We start from the raw sequence: 15,630 nt of genomic DNA, 5'->3' as shown, positions 1-15,630 counted from the left end.
CTTTTGCACATTTATGACCTAGGTCACATTTTTGGCTGGCGTACATCTGTGTCCAGTATTTCGTAGTAAAAGCCCCCTGTTTTTGGCCCAGGCTTCCAGTAAATTTGCCGTTATGTTATCAAAAAGTAAATGGAGAAATCATGATGCAGCGTCAATCCGAGATATACCTAGAGGCTTTAGGAGCCAGCATCGAGTTAACGGCACAGATGAAGCAGGAGCTTGATACGTTGGGGTATACCGTGGTGCACAATGTGGCCGATCCTGACTGGCTGGTGGCTATGCGCAATCTTATTGATGAGCTGGTGGAGAAAGAAGGGGATAACCTGGCCATTGAGCACCATCAGGAAGCGACGGCAACGCGCATTGCCAACATGGTGAATAAAGGTGTGGTTTGGGAAAAGGTGTGGTCGCACCCGCTGATCCTGTCTGCCTGCCGCTATATTTTCAACGGTGAGTTCAAAGTATCGAGCCTCAATGCCCGTGAAGCCTTGCACGGTGGCGGCCATCAGCCTCTGCATGCCGACTGGAAAAAACCGCGCCCCGATTTTCCCAAAGTACACTTGGTCAATGCGATATGGGCGATTGATGACTTGAGTGCGGAGAACGGCGCGCCGCGGATTATCGCCGGAACGCACCTGCGGCCGGAACTGCCGGAAGATGTATTGGCCGATCCCGATTTGGCACATCCCGATGAAATTGTTTTTGCAGCCCCTGCTGGTAGTGTAATGATCTACAACGCACACACCTGGCATGGAGGGACTCAGAACAGGATCGGTACCCGGCGGAGGGTATTGCACGCACTCTATATCGACCGCGCAGATATCGCTCAGCAAGACCAGCGCCGCTGGTTGAAGGAAGAAACGGCTAGCCGACTGACTCCGGCGCAAAAATGGCTGCTGGATGTGCTCTGAATGTTCTGTTTGTATGGGTGCTGCATGCAGCGCCCGTTTAAACCTGATGTCAGTACCAGATCTGCGAGGCAGCTCTCGTTAATTGTTACGTTAATGTTGCCGGTATGAACTATTGTCTTCTCTTCACTTGCTAACCAGCAATGCGCGTCACGTTTGCCAAAAGCGTGAGCGACATGGGAGAGAACATGAATCAGCGGGAACTAGAAAGCGCCATCGTCACCGATTTTTCCAAGCGCATGAGCTACGGTGATTACCTGTGCCTGGATCAACTACTGGATTGTCAGCAGCCACTTTCCAACCCACAGCATCATGATGAAATGCTGTTTGTTGTACAGCACCAGACTTCGGAACTGTGGATGAAACTGATGCTGCATGAACTGCAGGCAGCCAGGACTCTGGTGCAGCAGGATAAGCTCAGCCACTGCTTCAAGATCCTGGCCAGGGTGAAGCAGATCCAGCGCCTGCTGTTTGAACAATGGGCGGTGCTGGAAACGCTGACCCCGTCGGAATATGTGGAGTTCCGTGGTGTGCTGGGTAACTCTTCGGGTTTCCAATCCCATCAATATCGTTCGATCGAGTTTTTGTTGGGTAACAAAAATGCCGCCATGCTGGCCGTCTTCAGCGACGATGCGCCAAAACATGCGGCGCTGAAAGCGATCCTCGAAGCCCCGAGCCTGTATGACGAATTCCTCCGCTACCTTTCCCGCCACGGTCTTGCGGTACCTCAGGCATGCATTGAACGAGACTGGACCCAGCCTTACCAGCGCAATCCAGAGCTGTTACCGGTGTTCAAACTGATTTACGATAATCCGCAAACCTACTGGGCGGCCTACGAAATGGCCGAGAAGCTGGTGGATATCGAGGAAAGCTTCCATCTATGGCGTTTTCGCCATATGAAAACGGTCGAGCGGATCATTGGTTTTAAATCGGGTACCGGCGGCTCCAGCGGCGTTAGTTTCTTGAAGAAGGCGTTAGAACTGACATTTTTCCCTGAATTGCTGGATGTACGAACCGAAATTGGCGCTTGACTCTACTGTTCCGGACATAGGCGAGAGGAGTGATGACAATGGCGGTAAGAATTGAGCAAAAACCGGTAGAAAAGGCCGTTGGCGTGCGGGTTGTGGGGCCTTATGCGCAATCAGTCCCACTGGGTTTTCAGCAACTGATGGCCTGGCAACAACGGCAAGGCATTCCCGTGGGGAAATGGCTGGTACTCTATTGGGACGATCCGAACCAGGTCGCAGCGGAAAACCTGCGTGCCGACGTGGTGTTTACCGTTGCCGATGATTTTGTGCTGCCTGCCGGCAGCGAAAACATGGTGATACAAACCCTGCCCGCAGGAGAGTACGCCGTGTACCGGGTGCGGATCACCGATGGGGATTTCGCTACCCCTTGGCGTAATTTTTACCAGCAACTGTTAACCGCCAGCGGCTATCGGCCGTCTGAAGGCGTTTGCTATGAACATTATCTCAATGATTGCGTGGCTGATGGCTACTTTGATCTGGAGATTTGCCAGTCGGTAACCAAGATCTGAACGTGCGTAAAGGGTTCAGGGCGCATAGCGCCCTGAACAGAGGATCACTCCTCGGCGACGCGGATAATCAGCTTGCCGAAGTTTTTCCCTTTCAGCAGTCCGAAAAAGGCCTGAGGGGCATTCTCTAACCCGTCGACTACGTCCTCGCGGAATTTGATCTTGCCCTGGCTGACCCATTCCCCCATCTGTTGTAGAAACTCGCCGAAGCTTTCTGCGTAATCATCGAAGATGATAAAACCCTGCATCTTGATGCGTTTACGCAGGATCAGGCCTTGTAACAACGGCAAGCGATCTGGGCCAGGTGGTAACTCGGTCGCGCTGTAATGGGCGATAATGCCACAGACGGGGATACGTGCCTTGGTATTGAGCAAAGGAATAACCGCATCAAACACTGCGCCGCCGACGTTTTCATAGTAAATATCGATGCCCTGGGGGCAGGCTGCCGCCAGTTGGGCCGCAAAGTCGTCCGAGCGGTGATCGATACAGGCATCAAATCCCAGTTCATCCACCACATATCGGCATTTCTCTGCGCCACCCGCCACACCCACCACGCGGCATCCTTTCAGCTTGGCAATCTGACCTACCACGGAACCTACGGCTCCGCTGGCTGCTGCGACCACCAAGGTTTCGCCTGCCTGTGGCTGGCCGATATCCAGCAGCCCCATATAGGCGGTAAACCCGGGCATACCTAATACGCCAAGGAGCCGGGAAGGGTGATCCAGTTTGGCGCCCAGATTACGCAGGCCGCTGCCGTCCGACAACGCATGGCTTTGCCACCCATCGTAACCGAGCACCCAATCTCCAACGTTAAAGTCTGGATGTTGTGAGGCCTGCACGCGGGATACTGTGCCGCCGACCATCACTTCGCCTATCTGTACCGGGGGGCATAAGAGGGCGCATCGCTCATACGGCCACGCATATAGGGATCTAATGAAAGATAAACCGTGCGCAGCAACAACTGCCCGGCGGCGGGCTGAGGGAGGGGGCTGGTTTCGAGGCGGAAATTGTCTGCCTGCGGTTCCCCGTGAGGGCGTGAAGCTAAAACAAAACGGCGGTTATGCGCTTGCTGAGACATCGATGACTCCTTGGCGACGGTGTTGAACGAAAGGCGTTCAGGTACTGGCTAGTCTAGTTAATCTGTCGCAGTGGAAAATAGCGTTATGTGCGCACTTATGCGATAACGTAAAAAGCGTAGCGGGAACCGTGTTGAAAAGTATTGCGTAATAGTTTCGGTGACGGAATGTTCGTTGAACACTTTCTTATATCGTGATGAAAAATAACGACCGAAATCTTGTTGTTAACCATAGGTAACAGTGATATTTGATATTGGGTATATTGATGGGGTTGCGATAATTCCGATATGATATATTGACGCTGATGATGATATTAAGGGGGATTGTAGAGTAAACGGAGCTTCATTGGCGAGCTGGTATTGCTTACGACTCACTTAATTTGTTAGAAGAAAAAAGCGGTCGACCTTGAATAGCCAACTGGAGGTGATGACTGTGCATTATAGCGGAACGATCAGCACGTCAATGCTGCTGGTATTGATAAAGCGCGCGGCGGAGCAGGCCACTTTATTCATCATGCTATCGCTATGGTTGCCACAGATGACCAGATCAAAGGGTTGCTTTTGGTTGGCGTAGGCCAGGCAGTCGCCCAACTCGCCGTGAATGATCCGCGTAGCGATATTGGGATAGTTTGCCCGTAGGCACAGTTCCTCCATAAACAGCAGCGTCTCTTCCTCCATCAACGCACGCAGGTCACCCAGCATGGGGCGGGGAAAATCTCGGCATTGGCAATGATGCTGACTAGCGTGATTTTCCCATCACAGGGGCGCACGATGGAGACGGCTTTCTCTACCAGCTGGTGGCTGTCCGCTGCGACTGCCACCGTAACCAGAACGTTGTGATATCCCATGTTCTACTCCCGTTTGCCTGAATGTGTGCTTAAAGGGTAGAGCAATGCCTGCGCAATAAATGTGGTTTGTATCACGCGCAACGCTAAACCCCAGGGCAAGGAAGAGATTCCGCCATAAAAGATAAAAAGATGCGCGCAACACTGTCTGCGGGATTAAAGCACCTGTGCCCAGAGTGACTTTGGCACCCTACCCAGGTCAAACAGTTTGCCTGAGACCAGTTCCGCACGGCGATGATCCGCAGCACGGTACATGTTGCTCATTTCATTGTCGTCCGTCAGTGAGTAATTCAGCTTGTCGTAGACTTTTTCCAGGCTGTCCAGGCTGGAACATTTGCGAAACGTCATCAGGTAATCGATCGTACTTGTCATAGTTAAAACATAGCCTATTAATAGTATTAAAGCGGAAAGAAAAATCTCACATATTCGCAGAAATCGCCACAAGATGAAGAGATGTCGCCAGGCAAAATAAAAGAAAAGTGAGTAAATGGAACACGCTTAGCCAAAATACCCCTGGTAGGGGAGGAGGCACCCCCGAATGATAATATGTGCCGAGCATCTGGGCAATATATCTTGACAGATAAACTGTCAATTAGGGGGAATCTTACCTTATTGGCTCAGGAGACGTTTGCCAGCATAGCGCTACGTTTCTATGCCTATAGCAAAGAAAATGATAATGGCAGTGGTTTTGGCGGCAACGGCGTAAAGTGGATGCCCGATGTATTTTCATTGTGCGCATTCAAAATTTTTGCTAAAGGGGTGTAAGGCTCAAGCATAATCTCGCCAGCGCTGAAGAAATAGCTAGACAATAAAGCATAGATGACCTAATGCACTTTTTGATCTTTGTCATGGGGGTTAGGAATTTTCCATATAATAGGTCGGATATCTTAAATAATAATTAAAACGCTAAGTAAAAATCAATTTGCGACTTTCCTTGCCGAGCAACGCTAGTTGGCATTATCTTTTCTGACTTGCCCCCCTGTCGACTCCCTTACCACGAAACACATTGTTACTTCTGTTAACTTGTTCAGCCCAAAATACTGCACCTTTAACCGCATGAGTCGCTCTGTCGAAAATTGAAACAGCCACCCAAGTTAAATCTTACTTTTCAGTCGGGGATGTTTTAGCGGGTAATTTTATTCATAAGGAGCTGGTTTTAAATGACAATCAGTATTTTAAGCTGCTCTGGTGGCAGGGTGGCAGATTTTTTCTCTGTGATTTGGCTTTAGTTAAGCTTTTGTTCGAATTGATCTAAAAACGCGTATTTTTAGGCTGTAAAACCTAGTTTTTAAGACCTTTTCTTACTTTAGCGTATTTATTGCACAGCTCGGAGGTTAATAATTGGTCAGAATTTGGCCTTTTCAAGGTGGATATTTTTTATTTTTGTGATCTACGTCACATTGTTTTTAAAATTGCAGGTCACTTACGTTGTGTGGGCTAAGTGATCGGGGGTAGAGTTGCGCTGTTATTAAGATTAATCTTATTATATTTGTAAAAATCGTCTTACGAAAAACACACTTTTGAAGCAGGATGCTGTATATCCATACATGCAATTGCATGTGTATCAAAATACTGAGTAACAACCCGAAATGTGTATAGTCGCGCAGTTGTCGCGGCTGGCGTACAGGGATTTGTTTGCCAACTTTGGGAATGAACCCAGGTCATGGGCGATAATTTATCACCCAGCGTATGTTTTTAAACATAGTCTGTCGGGATGGGAATATGGGTACGTCTGAACTACTTAAACATATTTATGACATTAATTTGTCATATTTGCTTCTGGCACAGCGTCTGATTAACGATGAAAAAGCGTCAGCAATGTTCCGTCTGGGTATTGATAACTCAATGGCGGATGCGCTGTCGCAACTCACGTTGCCGCAAATGGTAAAACTGGCAGAAACTAATCAGCTGGTTTGCCACTTCCGTTTCAACGACCACAATACTATCGAGCACCTGACGAAAGAATCTCGCGTGGACGATCTGCAACAGATCCACACCGGCATTTTGCTATCGAGCCATTTACTCAAAGAACTATCGGGTAAAGGCGGTAGTGTGACGAAGAAAAGAGCCTGATGATGAGTGAGAAAAGTATTGTTCAGGAAGCCAAGGACATTCAACTCGCCATGGAACTGATCACGCTGGGCGCGCGCTTGCAGATGTTGGAGAGCGAAACGCAGCTTAGCCGTGGGCGATTGATCAAACTGTACAAAGAATTACGCGGCAGTCCGCCGCCCAAAGGGATGTTGCCATTCTCGACCGACTGGTTCATGACCTGGGAGCAAAACATCCACTCGTCGATGTTTTTCAATGCTTATCAGTTCCTGCTCAAATGCGGTCAGTGCCACGGGGTTGAAGCCGTGGTCAAAGCCTATCGACTGTATTTGGAACAGTGCCCGCAGCAGCCAGGCGAGCCCCCGTTGCTGGCGCTCACACGAGCCTGGACGCTGGTGCGTTTTGTCGACAGCGGTATGTTGCAGCTATCCGCCTGTAGCTGCTGTGGTGGCGCTTTTATCACCCATGCGCACCAGCCGCTTAACAGTTTTGTCTGCAGTTTATGCCAACCTCCATCCCGCGCAGTAAAAAGACGTAAACTTTCGCCGCAACTGGCCGATATTATTCCACAACTGCTGGAAGAGCAGGTTAAACGCGCAGTCTGAGCCTGCTTGCAGGTTTATACAGCAACACAGACTGGTGAAACTCAAGGGCTCGGTACTCCGGGCTCTCGGGGCGACCCGTGCTGTTGCCGATTTTCACCCGCGCTGACTCACCTTCCATCCATATTGTGAATTTAAGGAATACGTGTGCTAGTTATCTTGGGTTATCTCGTGGTTCTGGGAACCGTGTTCGGCGGCTATATGATCGTCGGGGGCCACCTCGGCGCACTCTATCAGCCTGCCGAATTTTTGATCATCGGGGGGGCCGGTGTGGGGGCCTTTATCGTCGGCAACAACGGTAAAGCGATCAAATCCACGCTACGCGCTCTTCCCAAGCTGATGCGCCGCTCAAAATACAACAAAGAACTGTATATGGATCTGATGGCGCTGCTGTATCGGCTGATGGCCAAATCCCGCCAGCAGGGCATGTTGTCGCTTGAGTTTGATATCGATAATCCGCAGGAAAGCGAAATTTTCTCTAATTATCCGCGCATTCTTGCCGATAACCACTTGGTGGAATTTATTACCGACTATTTGCGACTCATGGTGAGCGGCAATATGAACGCCTTTGAGATCGAAGCGTTGATGGATGAAGAGATCGAAACCTTCGAACAGGAGAGCGAGGTACCCGCAGGGAGCCTGGCGATGGTCGGCGATTCGTTACCGGCTTTCGGCATCGTGGCCGCCGTGATGGGGGTAGTGCACGCACTTGCTTCGGCTGACCGGCCTGCGGCGGAATTGGGGGCACTGATCGCCAATGCGATGGTGGGTACTTTCCTCGGCATTCTATTGGCCTATGGGTTCATCTCCCCACTGGCGACTTTGCTGCGCCAGAAGAGTGCCGAAACCACCAAGATGATGCAGTGCATCAAGGTTACCTTGCTGTCGAGTTTGAATGGTTATGCCCCACAGATCGCGGTCGAGTTTGGCCGTAAAACGTTGTACACCACGGAGCGCCCTTCCTTCATTGAGTTGGAAGAGCATGTGCGTAAGGTGAAAGCCCCGGCACAGCAGGCGACGGAAGAGCAGGACGCATGAAACAGAATCACCAGGTTATTCTGGTCAGAAAACGCAAAGCCCATCATGCCGGTCATCACGGCGGCTCCTGGAAAATTGCCTATGCCGATTTTATGACGGCGATGATGGCGTTTTTTCTGGTGATGTGGCTGCTGGCGATTGCCAGCCCGCAGGAGTTGACGCAGATAGCCGAATATTTCCGTACCCCACTGAAGGTGGCGCTGACTAGCGGCGACAAGAGCAGCTCAGAAAGCAGTCCAATCCCGGGCGGTGGGGACGATCCAACCCAGCAGCAAGGGTTGGTCAAAAAGCAGATGGATTCACCGGAAAAGCGTGCGGAAGAGCTGCGCCTGAACAAGCTGCGCGAGAAACTCGATGAGCTGATTGAGTCGGACCCGCGTCTGAAAGCGCTGCGGCCGCATTTGCTGATCAACATGATGGACGAAGGATTGCGCATTCAAATTATCGATAGCCAGAACCGGCCGATGTTCAAGACCGGTAGCGCGCAGGTGGAAAGCTATATGCGCGATATCCTGCGCGGGATAGCACCGATCCTCAATGGATTATCGAACAAAATCAGCCTGTCGGGCCATACCGACGATCTGCCTTATGCTACCGGTGAGCGCTATTACAGCAACTGGGAGCTGTCCGCCGATCGAGCCAATGCCTCGCGGCGTGAGCTGATTGCTGGTGGTTTGGCCGAAGGCAAAGTATTGCGGGTGGTTGGGATGGCCTCGACCATGAACCTGAAACAGCACGGCGGTGATGATGCGGTTAACCGGCGGATCACCATTCTGGTGCTGAACAAAGCAACCCAGCAGGGGATAGAACACGAGAATGCGGAGAGCAGCGCTACGGAAATCGATCAGCCGGAGGGCCTGAAGCAGCTGGCTCCGCAGGCGACGGCACCGGCTATAGCGACACCGGAATTACCGCCGTCGCCGCCTGCTCCAAGCGCCGAACTGCCGGCAACGCAGGGCACGCCAGAGCAACCTCCGGTAGCGGTGAAAGCCGCAGAAACCGGGCCGACAGCGGCTATTCCGGCGGCACCTTCCGCCACTTCACCGACTAACAGCGACTCACAGCAGAGGTGACCCCGTGAGCATGGACATTAGCGCTTTTTATCAGACCTTTTTTGATGAGGCAGACGAGCTGCTGGCCGATATGGAGCAACATCTGTTGGAGCTGGATCCGCTGGCCCCGGATATTGAACCACTGAATGCGATTTTCCGCGCTGCCCACTCGATCAAGGGCGGGGCGGCCACCTTCGGCTTTAGCGTGCTGCAGGAAACTACCCACCTGCTGGAGAATTTGCTGGACGGTGCCCGGCGTCAGGAAATGAGCCTGAGCACCGAAATTATCAACCTGTTTCTGGAAACCAAAGACATTATGCAGGAGCAACTGGACGCCTATAAAACGTCGCAACAACCTGATAGCGAGAGCTTTGAGTATATTTGTCAGGCGTTGCGGCAGTTGGCTTTGGAAGCGCAACAGCAGGATGCTCCTGCGGCGGCGGTAACGGTAACCTCACCGGTGGTTCATGCTGCTGCTCCGGCTGCGATTGAAGGCGGGATGCGCATCAGCCTGAGCGGTCTGAAGCCGAATGAAATTCCGCTGATGCTGGAAGAGTTGGGCAATCTGGGCGAGGTGGAAAACCCGCAGCAGACCGAGACCAGCCTGGAGGTGACTTTACTGACCTCTGCCAGTGAGGAGGATATCAGCGCGGTGCTGTGCTTTGTGCTTGAACCCGAGCAGATTGCCTTTTCCACGCCGCCGAAGGCCGTGGAGAAGATCAGCACGCCGGAACCCGTTGCCGTTGTCACACCTACCGCGCCCGCTACGGTGGCTGAAGCGCCGAAGCCCAAAGCCAAGGCTAGCGAGTCCACCAGCATTCGCGTGGCGGTAGAAAAGGTCGATCAACTGATCAACCTGGTGGGGGAGTTGGTGATCACTCAGTCGATGCTGGCCCAACGTTCTGGCTCCCTTGATCCGGTCAACCACGGCGATCTGCTCAACAGCATGAGCCAGTTGGAGCGTAACGCTCGCGACCTGCAAGAGTCGGTGATGTCGATCCGCATGATGCCGATGGAGTACGTTTTCAGCCGTTTCCCGCGTCTGGTGCGCGATCTGGCCAGCAAGCTGGACAAGCAGGTGGAGTTGACGCTACGGGGCAGCTCTACCGAACTGGACAAGAGCCTGATTGAACGCATTATCGATCCGTTGACGCACCTGGTGCGTAACAGCCTGGATCACGGTATTGAAGAACCTGCTGCGCGCCTGGCCGCCGGTAAGGCCGAAGTCGGTAATCTGATCCTGTCTGCCGAACATCAGGGCGGCAATATCTGCATTGAAGTCACCGATGACGGTGCCGGTCTCAATCGCCAGAAAATTCTCGCCAAGGCTGCCTCACAGGGGCTGGCGGTGAGTGACAACATGAGCGATGAAGAGGTCGGCATGCTGATCTTTGCCCCGGGTTTCTCCACCGCTGAGCAGGTGACCGACGTCTCTGGGCGCGGAGTGGGCATGGACGTGGTGAAGCGAAATATTCAGGAGATGGGTGGCCATGTCGAAATCCATTTCCAGGCCGGGAAGGGCACCTCAATCCGCATTTTACTGCCGCTGACGCTGGCCATTCTTGACGGCATGTCGGTCAAGGTGAATGAGGAAGTGTTCATTCTGCCATTGAATGCCGTGATGGAGTCATTGCAACCGCAGGCTGAGGATTTGCATCCGCTGGCCGGTGGGGAGCGTGTGCTTCAGGTACGCGGAGAGTACTTGCCTCTGGTCGAGCTGTATCGGGTGTTTGAGGTTGACGGGGCCAAAACCGAAGCCACTCAGGGCATCGTGGTGATTTTGCAAAGTGCAGGCCGCCGCTATGCGCTGCTAGTCGATCAGCTGATCGGTCAGCATCAGGTGGTGGTGAAAAATCTGGAAAGCAATTATCGCAAGGTGCCGGGTATTTCGGCTGCCACCATTCTGGGGGATGGCAGCGTGGCGCTGATTGTAGATGTTTCGGCGCTGCAAACGCTGAACCGGGAAAAGCGTCTGACGGACGCTGCCGCATAATTATTAACCGACTTATTTAAAGGTGATCGAAATGGCAGGACTTGCAGCCGTCAGCAAACTGGCTGGCGAAACGGTAGGTCAGGAGTTCCTGATTTTTACCTTGGGTAACGAAGAGTATGGCATTGATATCCTCAAGGTTCAGGAGATCCGCGGTTACGATCAGGTAACGCGCATCGCCAATACCCCGGCGTTTATCAAGGGCGTGACCAATCTGCGTGGGGTGATCGTGCCGATTATCGATCTGCGCGTGAAGTTTGCCCAGCAGGACGTCTCTTATGATGAAAACACCGTGGTGATCGTGCTGAACTTTGGCCAGCGGGTGGTGGGGATCGTGGTGGATGGCGTGTCTGATGTGCTGTCGTTAACGACGGATCAGATCCGCCCAGCCCCTGAGTTTGCGGTCACGCTGGCGACGGAATATCTCACCGGTTTGGGGTCGCTCGGTGAACGTATGCTGATCCTGGTGGATATCGAAAAGCTGCTGAGCAGTGAAGAGATGTCGCTGGTGGACAACGTAGCGAAAAGCGCCTGATTGCTGAGTAGCTGTTTGTCACGGCTCAACAGGTGGGGATAACGCAGAACGCCGACACGCCGTAAACCCGTCCCTGGGGGCTCGTATCGCGCATCCCTGCGCTCAACGGTCCCCTCACCCCAACCCTCTCCCACAGGGCTGTCTCTTATACACAACTCGGCATCTTACTGTTTTTTATGGGAATTATTTCAAGCGAATCAATAGGGCACTCGGAAAAATTCTCTTTAAAATCAGCCTGCTATGTTTCTCAAATTACGGCCATTTGACCGCAACTTGAGATGTGTATAAGAGACAGCCCACAGGGAGAGGGAGCTGGAATGGCGCTGTGTTCAGGTGTAGAGACTACTCTGTAACAAGGCCGATATCGAGGACTAGCGCAGTAGTTAATCAGTAGCACGTTCTGTCCCCTCTCCTTGTGGGAGAGGGTTAGGGTGAGGGGCCACTTTTCCTTCTCCGAGCTAAAATCTTACCCTCCGCACAATACAAAAAAATAGTTACAGATTTTTCTTAAAGTTCTCTTCTGCCACGCCGATAACCCAGACAGTTAACGTACACAGCGCTTGTCTGTGCGGGCTTCCAAGAAGGGTAAAAATGTTTAATCGTATGAAGGTGGTCACCAGCTTATTGCTGGTGCTGGTGTTATTCGGTGCCTTGCAGCTGGTTTCCGGTGGGCTGTTTTTCACTTCGCTGAAAGATAACAAAGAAAATTTTACCGTACTGCAAACTATCCGACAGCAGCAGTCAGAACTGAATGAAAGCTGGGTAAACCTGCTGCAAACCCGCAATACCCTCAATCGTGCCGGGATCCGCTACATGATGGACCTCAATAAAGCGGGCACCGGTGCCACCGTTGATGAACTGCTGGTCTCGGCAAAAAATACCTTGAGCATGGCGGAACAGCACTACGCTGCCTATGAGAAGATCCCTCTGGATGCTCGCCAGGATGCGGCAGCGGCAGACGAACTCAAGCAACGCTATACCACTTTGCACACTGCGCTGTCGGAATTGATCCCGCTGTTGGGGGACGGCAAGCTGGACGCCTTCTTTGAACAGCCCACTCAGCGTTATCAGACTGAATTTGAACAGCTCTATAACCGCTACCTGACTCAGAACGACAAGCTATATCAGATCGCGGTCGAAGATGGCGACAGCTCTTTCGAGTTTGCCGTTTGGACGCTGGGCGTGGTGTTGGTACTGGTGGTTGCGGTGATCGCTATGGTTTGGTTCGGCATCCACCATATTCTGGTGCGCCCACTCAACCGTATGATTGAGCACATCAAACTGATCGCCGCAGGTGATCTGACTCACCAGATCGACGTCAATAGCCGCAACGAAATGGGCGTGTTGGCAGCCAGCCTCCGGCATATGCAAGGCGAACTGATCGACACCGTCAGCGGCGTGCGTCAGGGGGCCGATGCCATCTACAGCGGCGCTTCCGAGATTGCCGCAGGTAATAACGATCTCTCTTCCCGTACCGAACAGCAGGCTGCCTCGCTGGAGGAAACCGCTGCCAGCATGGAGCAGTTGACCGCGACGGTGAAACAGAACGCCGAAAACGCTCGTCAGGCCAGCCAACTGGCGTTGAGCGCCTCAGAAACCGCGCAGAAAGGCGGTAAAGTGGTCGCCAACGTGGTGCAAACCATGCACGACATCGCTGGCAGCTCGCAGAAAATTGCTGATATTACCAGCGTGATCGACGGCATCGCCTTCCAGACCAACATCCTGGCGTTGAATGCGGCAGTAGAAGCTGCCCGTGCCGGTGAACAGGGCCGTGGTTTTGCCGTGGTTGCCGGTGAAGTACGCAACCTGGCAAGCCGCAGCGCGCAGGCAGCCAAAGAGATCAAAGGCCTGATTGAAGACTCGGTTAGCCGCGTCGATATGGGCTCGGTGCTGGTGGAAAGCGCCGGTGAAACCATGGGCGATATCGTCAATGCCGTCACCCGCGTCACCGACATCATGGGTGAAATCGCGTCGGCCTCCGACGAGCAAAGCCGTGGTATCGATCAGGTTGGCCAGGCGGTTGCCGAAATGGATCGCGTCACCCAACAGAACGCCTCTTTGGTCGAAGAATCGGCCTCTGCGGCGGCAGCTCTGGAAGAGCAGGCCAGCCGCTTGACCCAGTCCGTTGCGGTATTCCGACTGAAAGCGGAAGGCCAAAACGAATTCAAGGCATCCGCCAACAGTAAAGTCGTTACCCCGGTAATCAATCATAAAAAAATGAACGCCAGCGATCCGCAGGAGAACTGGGAAACGTTCTAACCGGCATTGGGCTGCGTTCTCCCTGCGAGATCGTGGCCCTTTTTTCCGTCCTAAGTCGTGTTAACCCGCGGCTACCTGGAGGTTTATCGTGTTTAACCGAGTCCGTATCTCTACCAGTCTGTTTTTATTACTGCTGACCTTTTGCCTGATGCAACTGATTAGCACCGGCTTGTCGTATACCGCTTCCCGCTCCGATAACCACAATCTTAATCTGATTAGTCTGGGTAGCCAGCAGCGTGATGCCCTCAGCCTGAGCTGGGTTTCCCTGCTACAGGCACGTAACACCTTGAACCGGGCCGGCACCCGTGCAGCGCTGAAAGTACCGCAAGAACAGGTCGATGCCCTGATGGGCAACGCCCGCAGTTCGTTGCAGAAAGCCGATCTCTATTTTAATCAGTTCCTGGCCGTCTCGCGTAACAGCGACCAGGAGCAACAACTGACTGAAACCACCCAAGCCAGCTATGAGCGGCTACGCGGTGCTCTGCGCGAACTGATCGTCTTCCTGGAGGGCGGCAACCTGCAGGGCTTTATGGATCAACCCACGCAGAAAATGCAGGACCTGTTCGAAGCCGACTTCGTCCAGTACCTGCAACTGGTCAACGAAAATATCGCCCAGGCCAATGCGGCCAACCAACGCTCCTTCACGCTGGCCGGTTGGCTAGTGTGCGGTGCGGTGCTGATGCTGATCCTGGTGACCGCCAGCGCCATGTGGTGGCTACGCAATATGTTGGTTCAGCCGCTGAATATTATGCGTAGCCACTTTGACCGTATCGCCGACGGTGACCTGGCCACGCCGATCCAGGTGTATGGCCGCAACGAGATCAGCATGTTGTTTGCCAGCCTGCACCGCATGCAGAACTCGTTGATTGGCACAGTCGGTGCAGTGCGCGAAGGCGCCGAGTCGATCCTGATCGGGCTACAGGAGATTTCGGAAGGTAATAACGACCTCTCTTCTCGCACTGAACAGCAAGCCGCGTCGCTGGAGGAATCCGCCGCCAGCATGGAGCAGTTGACCGCCACGGTGAAACAGAACGCCGACAATGCCCGCCAGGCTTCAAAGCTGGCGCGCGATGCCTCAGCCACCGCTGCCAAGGGCGGGGAAATGGCCGACGACGTGGTGACCACCATGCACGATATTGCCAGCAGCTCGCAGAAAATTGGCGCCATTACCAGCGTGATCGACGGCATTGCCTTCCAGACCAACATCCTGGCATTGAACGCGGCGGTTGAAGCGGCGCGGGCGGGTGAGCAAGGGCGCGGTTTTGCCGTCGTGGCCGCAGAAGTACGCAATCTGGCTCAGCGTAGCGCTCAGGCAGCGAAAGAAATCAAAGTGCTGATCGATGAGTCGGTCGGCCGTGTTAAGCAAGGGTCGGTGCTGGTCGAAAACTCCGGTGCCACGATGAAGGATATCGTGCGTTCGGTGACCCGCGTTACCGACATCATGGGCGAGATCTCCTCGGCTTCCGATGAGCAAAGCCGCGGTATCGAGCAGGTTACTCAGGCCGTGACCCAGATGGATCAGGTGACGCAACAGAACGCCGCGCTGGTGGAACAAGCGGCCTCTGCGGCGGCGGCATTGGAAGAACAGGCGATTACGCTGGCCGATGCGGTAGCGGTATTCCGCCTGGCGGACGACAACATCACCTTATCAGAAAGTCTTAACAACGGAGTTTTATCAGTAGCAAAGGAAGCAACTAGTGTCGAATTGTATAGCAAGTAACAACAACTCGGGTGAAGGGT

13 protein-coding genes and 2 pseudogenes are annotated in these 15,630 nt (G+C 53.2%); 12 read left to right on the top strand and 3 right to left on the bottom strand.

Annotated elements, in window-relative coordinates; genetic code table 11:
- The first annotated feature begins 143 nt into the window (after positions 1-143).
- The 3 genes from D9980_RS10015 (at position 144) to sbmC (ending at position 2,445) form a co-directional block, all read left to right on the top strand.
- Positions 144-911, top strand: coding sequence for a phytanoyl-CoA dioxygenase family protein (locus tag D9980_RS10015; protein WP_121608993.1), 768 nt, complete (start codon positions 144-146; stop codon positions 909-911).
- Between the two features lie 185 nt (positions 912-1,096).
- Positions 1,097-1,939: a tryptophan 2,3-dioxygenase gene (kynA, locus tag D9980_RS10010; RefSeq protein ID WP_024486569.1), complete on the top strand. Its 843-nt coding sequence runs from the start codon at positions 1,097-1,099 to the stop codon at positions 1,937-1,939.
- A 38-nt stretch (positions 1,940-1,977) separates the two neighbouring features.
- A complete protein-coding gene (gene sbmC, locus D9980_RS10005) occupies positions 1,978-2,445 on the top strand; it encodes a DNA gyrase inhibitor SbmC (RefSeq protein WP_121607181.1) in 468 nt (155 codons plus the stop codon).
- A gap of 44 nt (positions 2,446-2,489) precedes the next feature.
- Here sbmC and D9980_RS10000 read toward each other — a convergent pair.
- The 3 genes and pseudogenes from D9980_RS10000 to ydgT all read right to left on the bottom strand — a co-directional run bounded on the left by D9980_RS10000 (position 2,490) and on the right by ydgT (position 4,734).
- A pseudogene (locus D9980_RS10000) lies at positions 2,490-3,520 on the bottom strand (NADP-dependent oxidoreductase).
- Between the two features lie 435 nt (positions 3,521-3,955).
- Positions 3,956-4,365: pseudogene (gene uspC, locus D9980_RS09995) on the bottom strand (universal stress protein UspC).
- 153 nt (positions 4,366-4,518) lie between these two features.
- Positions 4,519-4,734 (bottom strand): transcription modulator YdgT, encoded by a 216-nt coding sequence (ydgT, locus tag D9980_RS09990; protein ID WP_024485780.1) that lies wholly within the window; start codon positions 4,732-4,734, stop codon positions 4,519-4,521.
- Between the two features lie 201 nt (positions 4,735-4,935).
- Here ydgT and D9980_RS26670 point away from each other — a divergent pair, with 201 nt between their 5' ends.
- The 9 genes from D9980_RS26670 (at position 4,936) to D9980_RS09950 (ending at position 15,610) form a co-directional block, all read left to right on the top strand.
- Positions 4,936-5,127 carry a hypothetical protein gene (locus D9980_RS26670; RefSeq protein WP_162304252.1) on the top strand — a complete coding sequence of 64 codons (192 nt, stop codon included), beginning with the start codon at positions 4,936-4,938 and terminating at the stop codon, positions 5,125-5,127.
- 957 nt (positions 5,128-6,084) lie between these two features.
- Complete coding sequence (flhD, locus tag D9980_RS09985) at positions 6,085-6,435, top strand: flagellar transcriptional regulator FlhD (protein WP_121607180.1); 351 nt, start codon at positions 6,085-6,087, stop codon at positions 6,433-6,435.
- Positions 6,435-7,019 (top strand): flagellar transcriptional regulator FlhC, encoded by a 585-nt coding sequence (gene flhC / locus D9980_RS09980; RefSeq protein ID WP_021180920.1) that lies wholly within the window; start codon positions 6,435-6,437, stop codon positions 7,017-7,019. Before flhD ends, flhC begins: the two co-directional genes overlap by 1 nt.
- A 144-nt stretch (positions 7,020-7,163) precedes the next feature.
- Positions 7,164-8,054, top strand: a complete 891-nt coding sequence (motA, locus tag D9980_RS09975; protein ID WP_021180921.1) for a flagellar motor stator protein MotA — start codon at positions 7,164-7,166, stop codon at positions 8,052-8,054.
- Positions 8,051-9,127, top strand: a complete 1,077-nt coding sequence (motB, locus tag D9980_RS09970) for a flagellar motor protein MotB (protein WP_121607179.1) — start codon at positions 8,051-8,053, stop codon at positions 9,125-9,127. Before motA ends, motB begins: the two co-directional genes overlap by 4 nt.
- Before the next feature lie 4 nt (positions 9,128-9,131).
- Positions 9,132-11,099, top strand: coding sequence for a chemotaxis protein CheA (gene cheA / locus D9980_RS09965; protein ID WP_024485785.1), 1,968 nt, complete (start codon positions 9,132-9,134; stop codon positions 11,097-11,099).
- A gap of 31 nt (positions 11,100-11,130) precedes the next feature.
- A complete protein-coding gene (gene cheW / locus D9980_RS09960; RefSeq protein ID WP_021180924.1) occupies positions 11,131-11,631 on the top strand; it encodes a chemotaxis protein CheW in 501 nt (166 codons plus the stop codon).
- 591 nt (positions 11,632-12,222) lie between these two features.
- Positions 12,223-13,890, top strand: coding sequence for a methyl-accepting chemotaxis protein (locus D9980_RS09955; RefSeq protein ID WP_121607178.1), 1,668 nt, complete (start codon positions 12,223-12,225; stop codon positions 13,888-13,890).
- Positions 13,891-13,978: 88 nt separating this feature from the next.
- The gene (locus tag D9980_RS09950; RefSeq protein ID WP_121607177.1) at positions 13,979-15,610 is read left to right on the top strand and encodes a methyl-accepting chemotaxis protein; all 1,632 of its coding nucleotides are present in this window, start codon (positions 13,979-13,981) and stop codon (positions 15,608-15,610) included.
- Positions 15,611-15,630: the final 20 nt, after the last annotated feature.

The organism is Serratia sp. 3ACOL1 (genome assembly GCF_003668775.1).
Taxonomy (GTDB): domain Bacteria; phylum Pseudomonadota; class Gammaproteobacteria; order Enterobacterales; family Enterobacteriaceae; genus Chania; species Chania fonticola.
The sequence above is the reverse complement of the archived record's forward strand: the minus strand, read 5'-3'. Positions and strand labels throughout refer to the sequence as shown.

Excerpts from the sequence above, each read along its gene's own strand:
- D9980_RS10015 (WP_121608993.1), top strand. The coding sequence starts at position 144 with ATGCAGCGTCAATCCGAGATATACCTAGAGGCTTTAGGAGCCAGCATC.
- kynA (WP_024486569.1), top strand. The coding sequence starts at position 1,097 with ATGAATCAGCGGGAACTAGAAAGCGCCATCGTCACCGATTTTTCCAAG.
- sbmC (WP_121607181.1), top strand. The coding sequence starts at position 1,978 with ATGGCGGTAAGAATTGAGCAAAAACCGGTAGAAAAGGCCGTTGGCGTG.
- ydgT (WP_024485780.1), bottom strand. The coding sequence starts at position 4,734 with ATGACAAGTACGATCGATTACCTGATGACGTTTCGCAAATGTTCCAGC.
- flhD (WP_121607180.1), top strand. The coding sequence starts at position 6,085 with ATGGGTACGTCTGAACTACTTAAACATATTTATGACATTAATTTGTCA.
- flhC (WP_021180920.1), top strand. The coding sequence starts at position 6,435 with ATGATGAGTGAGAAAAGTATTGTTCAGGAAGCCAAGGACATTCAACTC.
- motB (WP_121607179.1), top strand. The coding sequence starts at position 8,051 with ATGAAACAGAATCACCAGGTTATTCTGGTCAGAAAACGCAAAGCCCAT.
- cheW (WP_021180924.1), top strand. The coding sequence starts at position 11,131 with ATGGCAGGACTTGCAGCCGTCAGCAAACTGGCTGGCGAAACGGTAGGT.
- D9980_RS09955 (WP_121607178.1), top strand. The coding sequence starts at position 12,223 with ATGTTTAATCGTATGAAGGTGGTCACCAGCTTATTGCTGGTGCTGGTG.